We start from the raw sequence: 15,235 nt of genomic DNA on the forward strand, positions 1-15,235 counted from the left end.
CTCTCCGGGAAATGACATGCGCCCTCAAAGGACCGCATCCATCAGTGTGGGAAACTCTCATGACGCTTTGATGACAGTCAGTCTGCCTTAAGCGCCTGCGCGGCCTGCCTGGCAAACCAGGCCAGAATACCGTCGGCACCGGCCCGTTTAAAGCAGCGCAGTGATTCCAGCATGACCGTCTTTTCATCCAGCCAGCCGTTTTCAAAGGCTGCCTTGTGCATGGCGTATTCGCCGCTGACCTGGTAGACGAAAGTCGGGACACGCAGCTCGTGGCTGACGCGATACAGTACGTCCAGGCAGGGCATGCCCGGTTGGATAATGATCGCATCAGCGCCTGCCGAGATGTCCATGGCAGCCTCATGCAGCGCCTCGTCGCTGTTGGCCGGGGCCATCTGACAGGTCGACCTGTCGGTGCGTCCCGGGCTGGCGCTTGAGTCTGCCGCGTCACGAAAGGGGCGGTAATAGCGTGAAGCATAGTGGGTCGAGCAGGCCAGGATGCGGGTATTGATCAGTCCTTCCGCTTCGAGAACCTCGCGAATGGCGCCAATGCGACCGTCCATCATATTGGAGGGCACGATATGGTCAGCACCGGTTTCAGCATGACTCAGGGCCTGCTTGACCAATGTCCCGACGGTCCGGTCGTTGATTACCTGCCCCCGCTCATCAAGGATGCCGTCCTGACCAGGGATCCGGAGCAATGTCGGTCATGAGGCCAAGGGTTGGCCAGGCGGCCTTGAGGGCCCTGATGGCTCGTGTACTCAGGCCCGAGGCGTTATAGGCCTCTTCGGCGAATTCGCTTTTATGCTCGGCATCAATGACAGGAAACAGGGCAATGACCGGGATCCCCGGAGCGAACAGTTCACCGGCTTCTTCCATCAGCTGGTCGACGCAGAGGCGCTCCACGCCCGGCATTGACGCAATGGCGTCGCGGCGATTGTCCTCTCCCTGGACGAACACGGGCAGAATCAGATCATCAACCGTCAGCGTGCTTTCACGCGTCATGCGTCGCGAAAAGTCATCATGACGCACGCGGCGCAGTCGGATTCCGGGAAATGTACGTGAGGGGGTGGCGGTCACGACTGGCCTTCTGAAACGCGCAAATGGCGCGTGCGAATACAACTATAATAGCTGGCCTGTACGGCAGCGGTGACGATTATCGTCGCACTCGATCAGGCCCTTCTGGTGCCGGTCGCCACTGTCTGCCCGGGAAGGCGGATGTCATGTATCTCATGGGAGCAGCAGCATGAAAAAGCGTGTAGCAGTCGTGATTTCCGGATGCGGATGGCTGGATGGTACCGATGTGCAGGAGCTGACGATGGTGCTGTTGCGCCTGGATCAGCTGGGCCTTGAGTGGAGCTGTTTTGCTCCGGATGTGGCACAGCACCATGTGATCGACCATACCAGCGGCGAATCCATGGACAGTGAAGGCCGCCACGCCATGGTGGAGTCATGTCGTATGGTGCATGAACGTGTCTATCCGCTGGACAGATTGCAGCCAGCAGAGTTTGGCGCGATCATTATCCCCGGCGGGCATGGCGCCATCAATCAACTGAGCGATTTTGCCGTCAGTGGCTCTTCCATGCAGGTGCTCGAACAGCTCGTGTCCCGGCTTCATGAGTTTCATGACGCGCACAAGCCCATCGCGCTAGTCGGCATGGCAGCGCTGCTGGTCCCGAAACTCTTTGAGCAGGCCATCCCGGTGACCCTGGGGCAGAGTGCCGAGCTTTCCGGCACCATCAGTGCCATGGGGGGGCTGCACAAAAGCGCCGGCGTCGGCGAGATCGTGGTGGATCTCGAACACCGCGTTCTCACCACGCCCGGCTGGCTCATGGGCAAGCGACCCTCGGACATCGCTCAGGGGCTTTTCAAGCTGGTGGAGCGCGTCAATAGCCTGATGGAACAGTCACGCTGATGGATGGAGCCGCGCCGAGGCGCGGTCTGTCAGCTGCCGGTGTCATTCATCTCGACATCGTCGCGACCGCCGCGCGGGCGCCGAATGAGACGAGCAAAGAGGATGCCGACTTCAAACAGCAGCCACATCGGGCCTGCCAGCAGCGTCTGGGAGATGATGTCGGGCGGTGTCAGCACCATGCCCACGATAAAGCAGGCAATGACCACATAGGGGCGCTTGGCCGTGAGTGCCTGTACCGTGGTGGCGCCGGTCAACACCAGCAAAAAGGTGGCCACCGGAATCTCGAAGGCCAGCCCGAACGCCATGAAAAGCTTGAGCACGAAGGAGAGGTAGGCATTGATGTCGGTCATGATTTGCACATCTGCCGGCCCGGCGGTGGTGAAAAACTGAAACAGCAGCGGAAACACCACGTAGTAGGCAAAGGCGGCCCCGCCATAAAACAGCATGACGCTCGAGCCCAGAATGGGCAGGGCCAGCTTCTTCTCGTTGGCATAAAGGCCCGGGGCGATAAAGGCCCAAGCCTGATAGAGCACAAAGGGAATGGCCAGAAACAGCGACACGATCAGCGTCAGCTTGAACGGCGCCAGAAAGGGCGAAGCGACTTCCGTGGCGATCATCTGCGAGCCGGGCGGCAGCAGAGCCATGAGCGGCTCGGCCACAAAGGTATAGATCTGGTTGGAAAAGGCGTACAGCGCGGCAAACGCCACCACGATAATGATCATGGCGCGCAGCAGTCGCGAACGCAGCTCAATAAGGTGATCGATCAGCGGTGTCTGCGACTGATTATCGTCCTGTGGGCTCATCGATCGTGGTTATCCCTGTCATGACGGTCCGATGCCGGTGGTCGAGAGGCGGCGGCATCGGATGGTTTCTGCTCATCGGACGCAGCTTCAGAGGCCGGTGCCGGGGCGGTTGCCGGGTCAGCGGTATTTGCATGACGATCCGGCGCCGGCGCTGTCGAGGGATCAGCGGTATGCGCGTGGCGGTCCGACGCCGACTCGGCATCGGATGTCTCTTTCTGTCGGTCCGCTGAGCGATCATCGGAAAGGGCCCTGTCCGAGAGCTTCCGACTGCTGGCAGAGGGATCATCTCCCAGACTCTCGATATCGTCCCGGGCCTTTTTCAGCCCCTGATCGAAGCGGTCCTGCTGGCTTTTCATCTTGCGCTGCAGCTCTTCGGTTTCGAGCTGAGAGGTGATTTCCTGCTGCACGCTGGAGACCGTACGCTTGATCTTTCCCAGCCATAGACCGGCCGTACGTGCTGCCGTTGGCAGACGTTCGGGGCCCAGCACCACCAGAGCAATGGCACCGACCACGATCAGCTCGGGAAAACTGATATCGAACATGAAGGATTATTTCCGGGTGTCTTCTTTTTCGCGCGTGTCCGTATGGCTATCGATGGTCTCGTTGCCCGGGCTCTCGTCATGCTTGACGCGCTGCTGAGGTTTGCTGGTCGTCTCGTCATCGTCATTGACGGCCTGCTTGAAGCCCTTGATGGCGCCACCCAGATCGCCGCCCAGATTGCGAAGCTTCTTCGTACCGAAAATCAGGATGATGATGCCCAGAACGATCAGAAGCTGCCAGATACTGATACCACCCAACATGGCTTTTCTCCATTGTGTCCGATGGACACGGTCGTTGATAAATCCGGTGCTGTCTTGAACAGCATCCATCATTGTAATGATAAGACAGGTAAAAGGGGCAAATGTTAGCCGTCAGTACGTGACGCCTTTTCCTCAAGCCCCGAAATGCCCTGGCGACGTGCCAGTTCTTCAAGCACGCTGCGATGGTCCAGTCCCAGATGGGACAGCATGACCAGCGAGTGGAACCAGAGATCGGCCGTTTCACTGATCAGTGCCTGTCGGGCCTGGTCGTCGCCATGTTCGGCATCGCGAGCGGCAAGAATCGTTTCGACCGATTCTTCGCCCACCTTTTCCAGAATCTTGTTGAGACCGCGCTGGTGCAGACCGGCAACGTAGGACGTATCAGCGTCACCATGGCGCCGGTCGGCCAGGCTTTGATCGAGCTGATCGAGAATAGTGCTCATTGAAATGGGTTCCTGATGTTTCATGCCAGAGCGTGTTCAGGACGATGGGAGCTTATATCATCACCGTCCGCAATCTGTCGATGTTATCTGCATCGCTCAGCGCCAGATTACCAGGGCCAGCCCGATACCGGCGGCGGCCAGAACGCTCCAGTGCTGCTGCAGTGCCCACTGCGAAACGGGTTGCCAGGCCAGTGCCCCGGCGATCAGTACCAGACCGATCCGAATCCGTCGCGCGCCCTTGCGTATCCCCGAAAAGGAGTTTTGCAGGGTCACGAAGGCAGCCGTCTGCTGCTCGCGATGCTTGCGCTCGTTTTCAACCTGAGAGAGGGCCTGGTGGGCCAGTACCGGCAGCTGGGGAATGCGCTGGGCAAGATCCGGTGCCTGACGCTTGAGCTCTTCCCAGAATCCCTTGGGACCGGCGCGCTCGTGCATCCAGCGCTCCAGAAAGGGTTTGGCGGTATGCCAAAGATCAAGGTCTGGGTACAGGGTGCGCCCCAATCCTTCAATATTGAGCAGCGTTTTCTGCAAAAGAACCAGCTGCGGCTGCACTTCCATATGAAAGCGCTGGGCCGTCTGGAAAAGCCCCATCAGTACCTGGCCAAAGGAGATGTCCTTGAGCGGCTTTTCCAGAATGGGCTCACAGACTGAGCGGATGGCCGCGGCAAATTCGTTGGCGCGGGTATCTTCACCCACCCAGCCGGACTCGATGTGCAGCATGGCCACTTCGTAATAGTCCTGGCGGAAAAAGGCGATGATGTTACGCGCCAGATAGTCCTGATCCTCGCGGGTCAGGCTGCCCACGATCCCGCAGTCGATGGCAATGTAGCTCGGATCAAGCGGGTTGCTGATGTCAACGAAGATGTTGCCCGGGTGCATGTCGGCATGAAAGAAGTTGTCACGAAACACCTGGGTGAAAAAGATTTCCACGCCGCGCTCGGCGAGCAGACGCATGTCGACGCCCTGTGATTCCAGCGCGTCGGTATCGGCCACCGGAACGCCGTTGACCCGCTCCTGGGTCATGACGCGCTTGCGCGTCAGCGGCCAGTAGATGGTCGGGACATGTAAAAGCGGGGAGTGCTGGAAGTTACGCTTGAGCTGGGAGGTGTTGGCGGCCTCCTTTTGCAGATCAAGTTCATCAAAGAGCGTGGATTCATAGTCCTTGACCACTTCCACTGGGCGCAGGCGCCGGGCCTCGGGCCAGACCTTCAAAAGAACCTTTGCAAAGGTATACAAAAGCGCCATGTCGTTGCGCATGACGCTGTCGATGCCGGGGCGAATGACCTTGACCACCACCTCTTCACCGGTATGCAAGCGCGCAGCATGGACCTGAGCGATGGAGGCCGAGGCCATCGAGTCGGGCTCGAAATGATCAAAAAGCTCACCGACCGGCGCACCCAGCTCTTCCTCGATGATGGTGCGTGCCGTGTCGCTGTGAAAGGGCGGCACCTGATCCTGCAATCGCTTGAGTTCGACGGCGATGTCCGGCGGCATCAGATCGCGCCGGGTCGAAAGCATCTGTCCGAACTTGATAAAGATGGGCCCCAGATCTTCCAGGGCCAGTCGCAGGCGCTCACCGCGCGTCTTGTCCCCTTTCGGGAACAGCCTGATGGGGGCAATGGCCATCAGGAAACGGGCGTAGCCCGGCAGGCGTTCTCCGGGAATCAGGCTGTCGAGCCGATAACGGGTAACCACCCAGGCAATACGGATCAGGCGCCATAGCGTCATCAAGAGTGATGCCCTCGCAGACGACGGTTGAGACGTTCAAGCCGGGCTTCCAGCCGGTCCGTCGCAATTTCGAGTTCGGTCAGATGGTCGCGGGCGACATCAAAGCGGGCGCGGCCGGCAAGCCACTGACCCTCTTCCAGGATGTACTCGCGCAGATCCTGCTCAAGACTTCTTGATGAGTGCACGCCAAAGTGCCCCAGACGTCGCAGACCGGTGGCCAGGCTGTGGGCCGGTGCCTCACCGAACCACTCGGCAAAGGCGCCTTCCCAGTCGATATCAAGATCCATCAGCAGCTCGCGCGCCTGCATTAAAAGACCCAGCTGCCCACGCACCACCAGTCTATGGCTGGTCATGAGTGACTGTATCGGCGTGCCGCCCAGCAGGGCACCCAGCGTATCGGCATCGATTTCGATGGTCGTGTCCGCATCCCGGTCCTCGCCATCGGGGAGGGATGCCAGCGTGAGACCATGAATGTGAAAAATAACCAGCACTTCAATCCGGGGGGATTCAAGTCTCAACAAAAGGCGCTGACCGGCCATGGCCGACAGACGAGGCGGCGCCGCCGGGTCACGTGAGAGCAGGCGGTTAATGCTTTTCTCGATACCGGCCAGCAGTACGGGGGTGATAAAGGACATCAGCAGAACTGCCCTTGTATGCAATGACGAGAAGTCATGAAATACGCGTATGTCATGCCATTAACCCTGTCGGGAAGCGGCCCGGCGGATGCTGCCGAACAAAAGGCACCACCCGCGCAGGTCGTTCAGAACTTGATACCGCGGTGCAGTGCCACAACACCGCCGGTCATGTTGGTGTACTCGACGCGCTCAAGCCCTGCATTTTCCATCATGGCCTTGAGGGTCGGCTGATCGGGATGCATGCGGATCGATTCGGCCAGATAGCGATAGGAGTCGGCATCGTTGGCCACCCACTTGCCAATGCGGGGCAGGACATGGAAGGAGTACTGGTCATAGACCTTCTCGAAGACCGTGTTGACAGGCTTTGAGAATTCCAGGATCAGCAGTCGTCCGCCCGGCTTGAGCACGCGCGCCATGGACGCCAGCGCGGCATCCTTGTCGGTGACGTTGCGAAGACCGAAGGCAATGGTGATGCAGTCAAAGGTGTTGTCGGGGAAGGGCAGGGCCTGAGCATCGGCCTGCACGATTTCAACCTGAGCACCGATACCGCGATCCAGCAGCCGGTCACGTCCGACCTGCAGCATGGCGGCGTTGATATCGGCCAGTACCACTCGACCGGTGGGGCCGACACGCTCCACGAATTTGGCCGTCAGATCACCGGTGCCGCCGGCAATGTCCAGTACGGCATGGCCGCGGCGTACGCCCGAACGCTCCAGCGCCACACGCTTCCAGAAGCGATGAACGCCCATCGACATCAGATCGTTCATGATGTCATAGCGGCGTGCCACGCTATCGAAGACCTGCTCGACGCGGCCGGCCTTCTCCTCGACAGGGACTTCCTCATAGCCGAAGTGCGTTGTCTGCTTGTCCATGGCGTTCCCCTGTCAGCGTTTGCAAATTCATGTGTTCTGGCATTGTCGGCGGCGCTGCCTGCCCCGCAGGCATCAGTGCGTTGTCACTCCGGTCGGGAGGGGCGCGCCTGTCGAGAGCCATTGTAGCTTTCAGGACTTCATTTGTCCTGACGGCGACAAGAGGCTGCGCTTATTGGCTCTGCAGCGGTATGCCCAGCGGTTCGCGCGAGGCATTGGCCTTTTTGAGCTCGTGAAGATAGTCGTCCCACCAAAGCTCGCGGTTTTCGATCATCTCCCAGAGATAGGCGTAGGTGTACAGGCCGCTGTCATGGCCATCATCAAAGTGCAGCTTGAGGGCATAGTTGCCCACTGGCGTAATGTTTTTCAGCCCGATGTATTTCATGCCGGTCTGCAAAACGGCCTGCTCCGGGCTGTGGCCACGGACTTCAGCCGATGGTGAATACACCCGGAGCATTTCGGCGCTGAGGCGAAAGCTCTGCTGCTCACCGTTGATGTCATAGGTCAGCGCCAGCTCGCGACTGCGCTGATGGTAGTGAACGCCGGTTGGCATGGGGGCACTCATGGGACGTCTCCATGATGTTGAATAGTACTCGATGATGCCCGCTCCGTAAGGAGGCCGGCATCATGTCAAAAAGCGGGCGGCCCATGAACGGGCCGCCCTCCAGGATACGCCGTTGGCGTCAAACGATAAAGACGCTCAGAGGATGTAGCGAGAGAGATCCTCATCGCGGGCCAGCTCGCCCAGACGCTCATCGACATAGGCGCCGTCGATCACCAGCGGGCCCTGCATGTCACTGCCGTCAAAGAGCGCTTCTTCCAGCAGGCGTTCCATGACCGTATGCAGACGCCGCGCGCCGATGTTTTCGGTGCCTTCGTTGACCTGCCAGGCCGTCTGCGCAATGCGCTCAATGCCGTCATCGGTAAATTCGATGTCCAGCCCTTCGGTCTTCATCAGCGCTTCATACTGGCGTGTCAGCGACGCTGACGGCTCGGTCAGGATGCGCTTGAACTCGTTCGGTGACAGTGCCGAGAGCTCCACGCGGATCGGCAGGCGGCCCTGCAGCTCCGGAATCAGATCCGAGGGCTTGGAGAGGTGGAACGCACCCGAGGCGATAAAGAGGATGTGGTCGGTATGCACCATGCCGTGCTTGGTCGACACCGTTGACCCCTCGATCAGCGGCAGCAGGTCACGCTGCACGCCCTCGCGGGAGACATCGCCACCGCTGCCGGATTCGGCGCGCTTGGCCACCTTGTCGATCTCGTCCAGGAACACGATACCGTTTTGTTCCACGGCTTCGATGGCCCGGGCCTTGAGATCGTCATCGTTGACCAGCCTGGAGGCTTCCTCATCGCGTACCAGCTTGTACGCTTCCTTCACGGTGAGGCGACGCGTCTCCTTGTTCTGCTTGCCCATGTTCGAAAACATGCTGGAGAGCTGGTTGGCCATGTCTTCCATGCCGGGAGGGGCCTGAAAGTCCATGCCCTGACCGGCCGGCGACAGCTCGATGTCGATCTCCTTGTCATCGAGCGTGCCTTCGCGCAGCTGCTTGCGAAAGGTCTGGCGCGTGGCGCTGTCACGGCTCTTGCCGCTGTCATATTCACTGCCGCGGGCGGGCGGCAGCAGAGCGTCAAGGATGCGCTCTTCGGCGGCATCATCGGCCTTGGTGCCCACCTGTGACTTGGCCTGTTCACGGACCAGCTTGATGGCAGCTTCCACCAGATCACGAATGATCGATTCGACATCGCGACCGACATAGCCGACCTCGGTGAACTTGGTCGCCTCGATCTTGATAAACGGCGCGTTGGCAAGCTTGGCCAGGCGGCGGGCGATTTCGGTCTTGCCCACGCCGGTCGGGCCGATCATCAGGATGTTCTTGGGCGTGACCTCCGGGCGCAGCGCGTCATCAAGCTGCATGCGACGCCAGCGGTTGCGCAGGGCAATCGCCACGGCACGTTTGGCGTCAGCCTGGCCAATGATGTATTGATCCAGCGCGTGCACGATTTCGCGCGGGGTCATGTGATTGCTGTTGGCGTTTTGAGGGGACATTGAAGTCTCGGTCATGATCAGTCCAGTGATTCGAGCGTCACGTTGTGGTTGGTGTACACACAGATATCTGCCGCAATCGCGAGGCTCTTTTCAGTGATTTCACGCGCTGACAGGTCGGTATTGTCCAGCAGGGCGCGTGCTGCGGCGTTGGCATACTGACCGCCCGAACCGATGGTGATGATGCCATGTTCGGGTTCCAGCACATCGCCGGTGCCGGTGATGATCAGGGAGGCGTTGCGATCGGCCACGGCCAGCATCGCTTCGAGCTTGCGCAGGGCGCGATCGGTGCGCCACTCCTTGGCAAGCTCCACGGCCGCCTTGGTCAGGTGGCCCTGATACTTCTCAAGCTGCGCCTCAAAGCGCTCAAACAGCGTAAAGGCATCTGCCGTACCCCCGGCAAAGCCGGCCAGCACCTGGCCGCGATGAAAACGGCGGACCTTGCTGGCGTTACCCTTCATGACCGTATCGCCCAGCGACACCTGTCCGTCGCCGGCCAGGGCGACCTGTTCGCCGCGGCGAACGGATACAATCGTGGTCATCGGCGCTACTCCAATGCGTTGGTGACATGCACCTGGTGACTTGAACGCAGACAGCGCTCAGGGCGCGTAAGGTCGTCTGCGTTTTGGAAACTTTCCCTTGAAGTGCGGGCTCTCGCTGCTCAAATCAAGCCGTGCTCCCCAGGGAAATTGGCTGAAGTGCGCAATTCAACCCCGGCATGGCCCGCCCTCAGCCCCTTTCAGCCATCAGAGAGTCGCTTTGGCACATGCAAAAAGGGCGCCCGTTGCCATGCAACGGGCGCCCCTTGCTAGACGCAGGCGATGTGTCAACGCTGCTGAATCTGCATTGGGTCGATGCCGCGGGTCTGCATCAGCCCTCTGGCGCGCGAAAGCTCACCCGAGTCCCGGTAGGGGCCGGCCTGGACGCGATGCCAGGTAGTACCGTCCGCCGTCTGGACCTGACTGACCTGCGTGACAAGCCCAAGGTCGCGCAGCTTGCCGGCCATGGCATTGGCATCGCTTTGCGACTTGAACGACGCCGCCTGCAGCATATAGCTGGGACCGTTGCCAGAGCTGTTGTTGCTGCTCGAGCTTTCCTGCCTGGCAGGGGCACTCTGGCGGGAGCTGGAAGCCTCATGGCGAGACGCCAGCTGCTGAATGGCATCATCATTGTCGGTATTGCCGCTGGGCGCAGGCTCGGGTTTGCGTGTCGGTGCACTCTGCTGTGACGACGAGGATGCATTGCCGCCGGGGTTGCTCACTGACGAGTCACCGGTACTGCCCGCGATGCGTCGGGCGTGCTGTTCGAGCACGGCGCCTTCGGTACCAGGGCGCGGGGGCGAGCTGTAGTCTTCCACGTTCGGGGCGATCACTTCCGATTCGGGCAGCAGGGTATAGAACTCGAAGGTCGGCATCTGACCCTCTTCACTGGTCTGCTGTGACGCCTCGCCGTCCTGCGGCTGCTCTGCGCCATCGGCGCGCTTTTTGGTGACTACGGCGGCCACCTGATCGCGCTTGGGCGGCGCATCATTCTGGAAATACTGGGCGATGGCAAAGCCCGCGATGATGCCTACCAGCGCCCACAGCCAGCCGGGAATATGGAAACCGTCACCACCGCCGCCGCGTTTGGTCTTGCTGCGTGATGTGGCGCCCTTGCCCGAGGGTGCCTTCTTGCTCTGGCGCTGTGCCATTTACATCTCCCTGGGGGCGGAAACGCCCAGCAGGTCAAGCCCGTTGCGCATGACCTGGCGGACGGCCAGACCGAGTGCCAGCCGCGCGTTGCGCAGATCGGCGTCCTCGACCATGACCTTGACGGCGTTGTAACAGGTATGGAATTCGCTGGCGAGCTCCTGCAGATACAGGGCGATCTGCTGGGGCTCACGCTGCTGCGCGGCGCGGCGCACGGTTTCGGGCCAGCTGCCCAGCCGATTGATGAGATTGCGCTCGCGTGCGTCCTCGAGCAGATGCAGCGATGCCCGCGCCAGATCCGCGTCAAAGGCCCAGCCGTTATCAGCGGCCTTTTTCTCCACGCTGCATACGCGCGCGTGGGCGTACTGGGCGTAGTAGACCGGGTTGTCGCTGGACTGGGAGCGTGCCAGATCGATATCAAAGGTCATCTGCGAGGTGGCTGCGCGCGACACCAGGAAGTAGCGCGTGGCGTCACGGCCGACCTCATCGATAAGATCGCGCAGGGTGACGTAGCTGCCGGCCCGCTTGGAGAGCTTGACCTCCTGACCCGAGCGGGTGACCAGCACCATCTGGTGCAGGACGTAGTCCGGCCAGTTCTTCGGGATGCCGGTATCCAGCGCCTGAAGACCGGCGCGAACGCGGGTCACCGTGGAGTGGTGGTCGGCGCCCTGTTCGTTGATGACGGTGGTAAAGCCGCGCTCCCACTTGTCGAGATGATAGGCGACGTCGGGCAGGAAGTAGGTGTAGCCGCCCTCGCGCTTTCGCATCACGCGATCCTTGTCATCGCCGAAGTCGGTGGTCTTGAGCCACAGGGCGCCGTCGGACTCGTAGGTATGACCGCCCTCGATCAGACGCTTGACCGTGGCCTCCACCTTGCCGCTTTCATAAAGGTCGGACTCAAGGAAAAAGACGTCAAAGCCGACACCGAAGGCCTTTAAATCAAGATCCTGTTCGTGGCGCAGCCAGGCGACCGCAAAGGCGCGAATGGCGTCCATGTCGTCGGAATCGGCCGCGGCCGTGACCTGACGGTCGTCGGCGGTGACGGTGTCGCCCTGCATATAGGCGCGCGCCACGTCCTGAATGTACTCGCCGCGATAGCCGTCGGCCGGCCAGGCCGGGTCGTTGGGCTCGATGCCCTTGATGCGCGCCGCCACCGACAGGGCCAGATTGTCGATCTGAGCGCCGGCATCGTTGTAGTAGAACTCGCGGGTAACGCTGTAGCCGTTGGCCTCGAGCAGGCGACACAGGCTGTCGCCTACCGCCGCACCACGACCGTGGCCCACGTGCAGCGGGCCGGTCGGGTTGGCCGAGACAAACTCGACCTGCACTTTCTGACCCTGACCGTCGCTGTTGCGACCAAACGCGTCACCGGCGTCAAGGATATCGAAAAGCACTTCGCCGGCGGCGCTGGTGTTGACGAAGAAGTTGATAAAGCCGGGGCCGGCAATCTCGACGCTTGAGATGGCGCTGGAGGCAGGCATGGCGGCAATCAGGCGCTCGGCCAGCTCGCGCGGCTTCATGTCGGCGGGCTTGGCCAGCATCATGGCCAGATTGCTGGCGTAGTCGCCGTGGGCCCGGTCGCGCGCCACATCGACACGAATGTCGGGCTGGATGCCAACGGGCAGGGCGCCTTCGGCCCTGAGCACATCAAGCGCCGTGTTAAGCAGTAGGGTGATCGTCTCTTTCATGCTGGCATCTATGGTCGTGGATGGCTGGCCCGACGCATTCGGCCAGGTCTGAAACTGCGCGCCCCGTGACCAGGCGTCCGAATTGACACGGTCGATGGGTCAGCGGGGGCAGTCGCTTTGGGCCCGCCATTATCGTTCAACCGTGGACAGTGTCAAAACCGGTATTGTGTCCGATGTGTATCGAGCGCGTGTGCCGACCACCCGATGGCTCAGCACATCTCCTGCGGATCGATGTCGATGCTGTAGCGCAGGCGTCGGGCATCGGCCTGCTGCGACATCCATTCATCCAGCCAGGCGCTGGCCTCATGCAGGGCGCCGCGTCGGTCGGCGCTGAGCAGCAGCTGGGCGTGATAGCGGTTCTGACGCCGCTCCATGGGCGCCGGGACCGGCCCCAGACAGTGCACGGCCAGCCCCCGCTCCTTTAGCCACGTTCGCATGGCCTCACCGGCCTGGGTGAACAGCTCGATCACGGCTTCCATGCGTGCGCTTTCGCCGCGCATCAGCGCCATGAAGCGAAAGGGCGGCAGCCCGGCCAGGCGGCGCTCGCTCAGCAGCGATTCAGCCAAAGCGTCATAGCCTTCCTCGACCAGTAGTCTCAGGCTCGGGTCCTCGGGATGCAGGGTCTGGATCAGCACGCGTCCCGGATGCTGGGCGCGTCCGGCGCGACCGGCCACCTGGGTCAGCAGCTGGGCGGAGTGCTCGAGCGCGCGAAAGTCGGCGCTGTAGAGCCCGCCGTCGGCATTGACCACCACCACCAGCGTGACATGGGGAAAGTGATGGCCCTTGGCCAGCATCTGGGTACCGACCAGCAGACACGAGCTGCCCTGGCGGATCTCGGTCAGCGTCTGTTCCAGCGCGTCGCGCCGCCGGGTGCTGTCGCGGTCGATGCGCAGAATACGGGTGTCGCTGAAGGCCTCCTGCAGGGCTTCTTCGGTGCGCTCGGTGCCGGCACCCTGGGGCCTGAGATCCGCGCTGGCGCATTTGGGGCAGGCGTCCGGCACGCCGCGCTGCTGCTCGCAGTGATGGCAGATCAATCGGTGCGGGTCACGGTGCAGAGTCATGCGGGCGTCGCACTGGGGGCATTCGGCCAGCCAGCCGCACTGATGGCAGGCAAGCGTCGGGGCAAAACCGCGGCGATTGACGAACACCAGTACCTGACGCCCCGCCTGCAGATGCTCCTTGATGGCCGATAGCGCCTGCGGCCCGAGGCCGCCGCGCTGCGGTTTGCCACGCAGATCCACCAGCGACAGTGCGGCCGGGGCGGCGTTGCCGGCGCGGGTGGTCAGTCGCAGGTGGCGGTAGTGGCCGTCACGCGCGCGGGCGAGGCTTTCCAGCGACGGCGTAGCGCTGCCCAGCACGATGGGGATGCCGTGATGCTGGGCGCGGACAATGGCCAGATCGCGGGCGTGGTAGCGCAGGCTGTCCTGCTGCTTGAAGGAGCCGTCATGCTCCTCATCCACGATGATGACGCCGGGGCGCGCCAGCGGGGTAAAGACCGCCGAGCGGGTGCCGATCAGCACGGCGGCGCGTCCCGAACGCGCCGCCTCCCAGCTGTCCAGGCGTTCGCTGTCGTTGAGCCCGGAGTGCAGGGTGATGACCGGCGCGTTGAAGCGTTTGCGAAAGCGCGACAGGGTCTGCGGTGTCAGGCCGATTTCGGGCACCAGCACCAGCGCTTGGCGCCCGCGATCGATGACCGCCTCGATCAGTTGCAGATAGACCTCGGTCTTGCCGCTGCCGGTCACCCCGTGCAGCAGCGAAACTCCAAACCGGTCCATGTCCTGATGAAGCTCGGCCAGCACGCTCGACTGTTCCCGATTAAGCGGCAGCGTGGGTTCGGCAAGCGTTGTGGCGGCTCGCTCGCTGGCGGGGGCGGCCAGGCTTTCCTCGCGGCAGTCGATCAACTGCTTGTCACGCAGGGCGTGAAGCTGCGTTCGATTGAACCCCAGCGCGGTAATGGCCGAGGCCACCAGCCCGCGCGGGTGCTGGGCGATGGCGGCCAGCAGCTCGGCCTGGCGCGGTGCGCGCGCCAGGGCCTCATTCGGTGCCCGGCCGGCGTCGGTGACAAACCAGCGCGCCTGGGAGCGCGCCTGAAGCGGGCGACCCTGGCGCAGCAGGGCCGGCAGGGCACTGCTCAGGGTCTCGCCCAGCGAGTGCTGGTAGTAGCGTGCGGCAAAGCGACACAGCCACAGCCAGTCGCCGGGCAGGGGGCTGCGGTCGATCAGGGTCTCGATGCGGCGCAGGCGATCGAGCGGGACATCGCTGTGAGATCGAATCTCGACCACCACGCCGACCACCGAGCGCCGCCCGAAGGGGACACGCACGCGTACGCCGGCCACCCAGCCCTCCTCGGGTGTTTCACGGGTAGGCAGGTAATCGAACACTCGCTTGAGCGGCGAGGGCACGGCCACTGCCAGAATCACGCGTTCAGGCCCGGACGTGGACACGGTCGGCTTGCTCCAGAGATGAAAGGGGTGAATCCGGCCCGTTTTGAGGGGGTACCCTCCGGGCCGCGGCAGGGTAGCACGTTCCCTGCATCGGTCGTGATGGCGATCCTGTGACACCTTTTTGTAGTGTCCGTGTACCCACGCGTGTGGCGGGGTTGTCAACTTGTGAGCATGAGGCTTT

Annotated in this window: 14 protein-coding genes and 1 pseudogene; 1 reads left to right on the forward strand and 14 read right to left on the reverse strand. The window is 62.0% G+C overall.

All coding sequences use genetic code 11. The features are described from left to right. Window positions 1-77: 77 nt before the first annotated feature. A pseudogene (hemB, locus tag C8D72_RS12210) lies at window positions 78-1,077 on the reverse strand (porphobilinogen synthase). Window positions 1,078-1,243: 166 nt separating this feature from the next. On the opposite strand from hemB, the gene elbB reads away from it, so the two are divergent. Then, window positions 1,244-1,912: an isoprenoid biosynthesis glyoxalase ElbB gene (gene elbB, locus C8D72_RS12215; RefSeq protein WP_115854712.1), complete on the forward strand. Its 669-nt coding sequence runs from the start codon at window positions 1,244-1,246 to the stop codon at window positions 1,910-1,912. 29 nt (window positions 1,913-1,941) lie between these two features. On the opposite strand, the gene tatC is transcribed toward elbB, so the two are convergent. From tatC to C8D72_RS12280, 13 genes are all read right to left on the reverse strand, one after another. After that, window positions 1,942-2,715, reverse strand: coding sequence for a twin-arginine translocase subunit TatC (tatC, locus tag C8D72_RS12220; protein WP_115854713.1), 774 nt, complete (start codon window positions 2,713-2,715; stop codon window positions 1,942-1,944). After that, window positions 2,712-3,257: a Sec-independent protein translocase protein TatB gene (gene tatB / locus C8D72_RS12225; RefSeq protein ID WP_115854714.1), complete on the reverse strand. Its 546-nt coding sequence runs from the start codon at window positions 3,255-3,257 to the stop codon at window positions 2,712-2,714. Before tatB ends, tatC begins: the two co-directional genes overlap by 4 nt. A 6-nt stretch (window positions 3,258-3,263) precedes the next feature. Beyond that, the gene (gene tatA / locus C8D72_RS12230; protein ID WP_115854715.1) at window positions 3,264-3,515 is read right to left on the reverse strand and encodes a Sec-independent protein translocase subunit TatA; all 252 of its coding nucleotides are present in this window, start codon (window positions 3,513-3,515) and stop codon (window positions 3,264-3,266) included. 104 nt (window positions 3,516-3,619) lie between these two features. Then, window positions 3,620-3,958, reverse strand: coding sequence for a phosphoribosyl-ATP diphosphatase (locus C8D72_RS12235; protein WP_115854716.1), 339 nt, complete (start codon window positions 3,956-3,958; stop codon window positions 3,620-3,622). Between the two features lie 96 nt (window positions 3,959-4,054). Then, on the reverse strand, window positions 4,055-5,683 hold the full coding sequence (gene ubiB / locus C8D72_RS12240; protein ID WP_115854717.1) for a ubiquinone biosynthesis regulatory protein kinase UbiB: 1,629 nt from the start codon (window positions 5,681-5,683) through the stop codon (window positions 4,055-4,057). Beyond that, window positions 5,683-6,318 carry a ubiquinone biosynthesis accessory factor UbiJ gene (locus C8D72_RS12245; RefSeq protein ID WP_115854718.1) on the reverse strand — a complete coding sequence of 212 codons (636 nt, stop codon included), beginning with the start codon at window positions 6,316-6,318 and terminating at the stop codon, window positions 5,683-5,685. The genes ubiB and C8D72_RS12245 overlap by 1 nt, the downstream gene beginning before the upstream one ends. Window positions 6,319-6,443: 125 nt before the next feature. Next, the gene (gene ubiE / locus C8D72_RS12250) at window positions 6,444-7,190 is read right to left on the reverse strand and encodes a bifunctional demethylmenaquinone methyltransferase/2-methoxy-6-polyprenyl-1,4-benzoquinol methylase UbiE (protein WP_115854719.1); all 747 of its coding nucleotides are present in this window, start codon (window positions 7,188-7,190) and stop codon (window positions 6,444-6,446) included. 169 nt (window positions 7,191-7,359) lie between these two features. Further along, on the reverse strand, window positions 7,360-7,752 hold the full coding sequence (locus tag C8D72_RS12255) for a gamma-butyrobetaine hydroxylase family protein (RefSeq protein ID WP_115854720.1): 393 nt from the start codon (window positions 7,750-7,752) through the stop codon (window positions 7,360-7,362). Between the two features lie 135 nt (window positions 7,753-7,887). After that, complete coding sequence (gene hslU, locus C8D72_RS12260) at window positions 7,888-9,252, reverse strand: ATP-dependent protease ATPase subunit HslU (protein WP_245955242.1); 1,365 nt, start codon at window positions 9,250-9,252, stop codon at window positions 7,888-7,890. A gap of 2 nt (window positions 9,253-9,254) precedes the next feature. Next, window positions 9,255-9,776 carry an ATP-dependent protease subunit HslV gene (gene hslV / locus C8D72_RS12265; protein WP_115854721.1) on the reverse strand — a complete coding sequence of 174 codons (522 nt, stop codon included), beginning with the start codon at window positions 9,774-9,776 and terminating at the stop codon, window positions 9,255-9,257. A 284-nt stretch (window positions 9,777-10,060) separates the two neighbouring features. Then, a complete protein-coding gene (locus C8D72_RS12270; RefSeq protein WP_115854722.1) occupies window positions 10,061-10,924 on the reverse strand; it encodes an SPOR domain-containing protein in 864 nt (287 codons plus the stop codon). Beyond that, on the reverse strand, window positions 10,925-12,610 hold the full coding sequence (gene argS, locus C8D72_RS12275) for an arginine--tRNA ligase (RefSeq protein ID WP_115854723.1): 1,686 nt from the start codon (window positions 12,608-12,610) through the stop codon (window positions 10,925-10,927). Window positions 12,611-12,819: 209 nt separating this feature from the next. Continuing rightward, entirely contained in the window at window positions 12,820-15,054 is a 2,235-nt protein-coding gene (locus C8D72_RS12280; protein ID WP_115854724.1) for a primosomal protein N', read from the reverse strand. Window positions 15,055-15,235 lie beyond the last annotated feature (181 nt).

The sequence above is a fragment of the Kushneria indalinina DSM 14324 genome (assembly GCF_003385845.1).
GTDB classification, from domain to species: Bacteria; Pseudomonadota; Gammaproteobacteria; order Pseudomonadales; family Halomonadaceae; genus Kushneria; species Kushneria indalinina.

Excerpts from the sequence above, each read along its gene's own strand:
- elbB (WP_115854712.1), top strand. The coding sequence starts at position 1,244 with ATGAAAAAGCGTGTAGCAGTCGTGATTTCCGGATGCGGATGGCTGGAT.
- tatC (WP_115854713.1), bottom strand. The coding sequence starts at position 2,715 with ATGAGCCCACAGGACGATAATCAGTCGCAGACACCGCTGATCGATCAC.
- tatB (WP_115854714.1), bottom strand. The coding sequence starts at position 3,257 with ATGTTCGATATCAGTTTTCCCGAGCTGATCGTGGTCGGTGCCATTGCT.
- tatA (WP_115854715.1), bottom strand. The coding sequence starts at position 3,515 with ATGTTGGGTGGTATCAGTATCTGGCAGCTTCTGATCGTTCTGGGCATC.
- C8D72_RS12235 (WP_115854716.1), bottom strand. The coding sequence starts at position 3,958 with ATGAGCACTATTCTCGATCAGCTCGATCAAAGCCTGGCCGACCGGCGC.
- ubiB (WP_115854717.1), bottom strand. The coding sequence starts at position 5,683 with ATGACGCTATGGCGCCTGATCCGTATTGCCTGGGTGGTTACCCGTTAT.
- C8D72_RS12245 (WP_115854718.1), bottom strand. The coding sequence starts at position 6,318 with ATGTCCTTTATCACCCCCGTACTGCTGGCCGGTATCGAGAAAAGCATT.
- ubiE (WP_115854719.1), bottom strand. The coding sequence starts at position 7,190 with ATGGACAAGCAGACAACGCACTTCGGCTATGAGGAAGTCCCTGTCGAG.
- C8D72_RS12255 (WP_115854720.1), bottom strand. The coding sequence starts at position 7,752 with ATGAGTGCCCCCATGCCAACCGGCGTTCACTACCATCAGCGCAGTCGC.
- hslU (WP_245955242.1), bottom strand. The coding sequence starts at position 9,252 with ATGACCGAGACTTCAATGTCCCCTCAAAACGCCAACAGCAATCACATG.
- hslV (WP_115854721.1), bottom strand. The coding sequence starts at position 9,776 with ATGACCACGATTGTATCCGTTCGCCGCGGCGAACAGGTCGCCCTGGCC.
- C8D72_RS12270 (WP_115854722.1), bottom strand. The coding sequence starts at position 10,924 with ATGGCACAGCGCCAGAGCAAGAAGGCACCCTCGGGCAAGGGCGCCACA.
- argS (WP_115854723.1), bottom strand. The coding sequence starts at position 12,610 with ATGAAAGAGACGATCACCCTACTGCTTAACACGGCGCTTGATGTGCTC.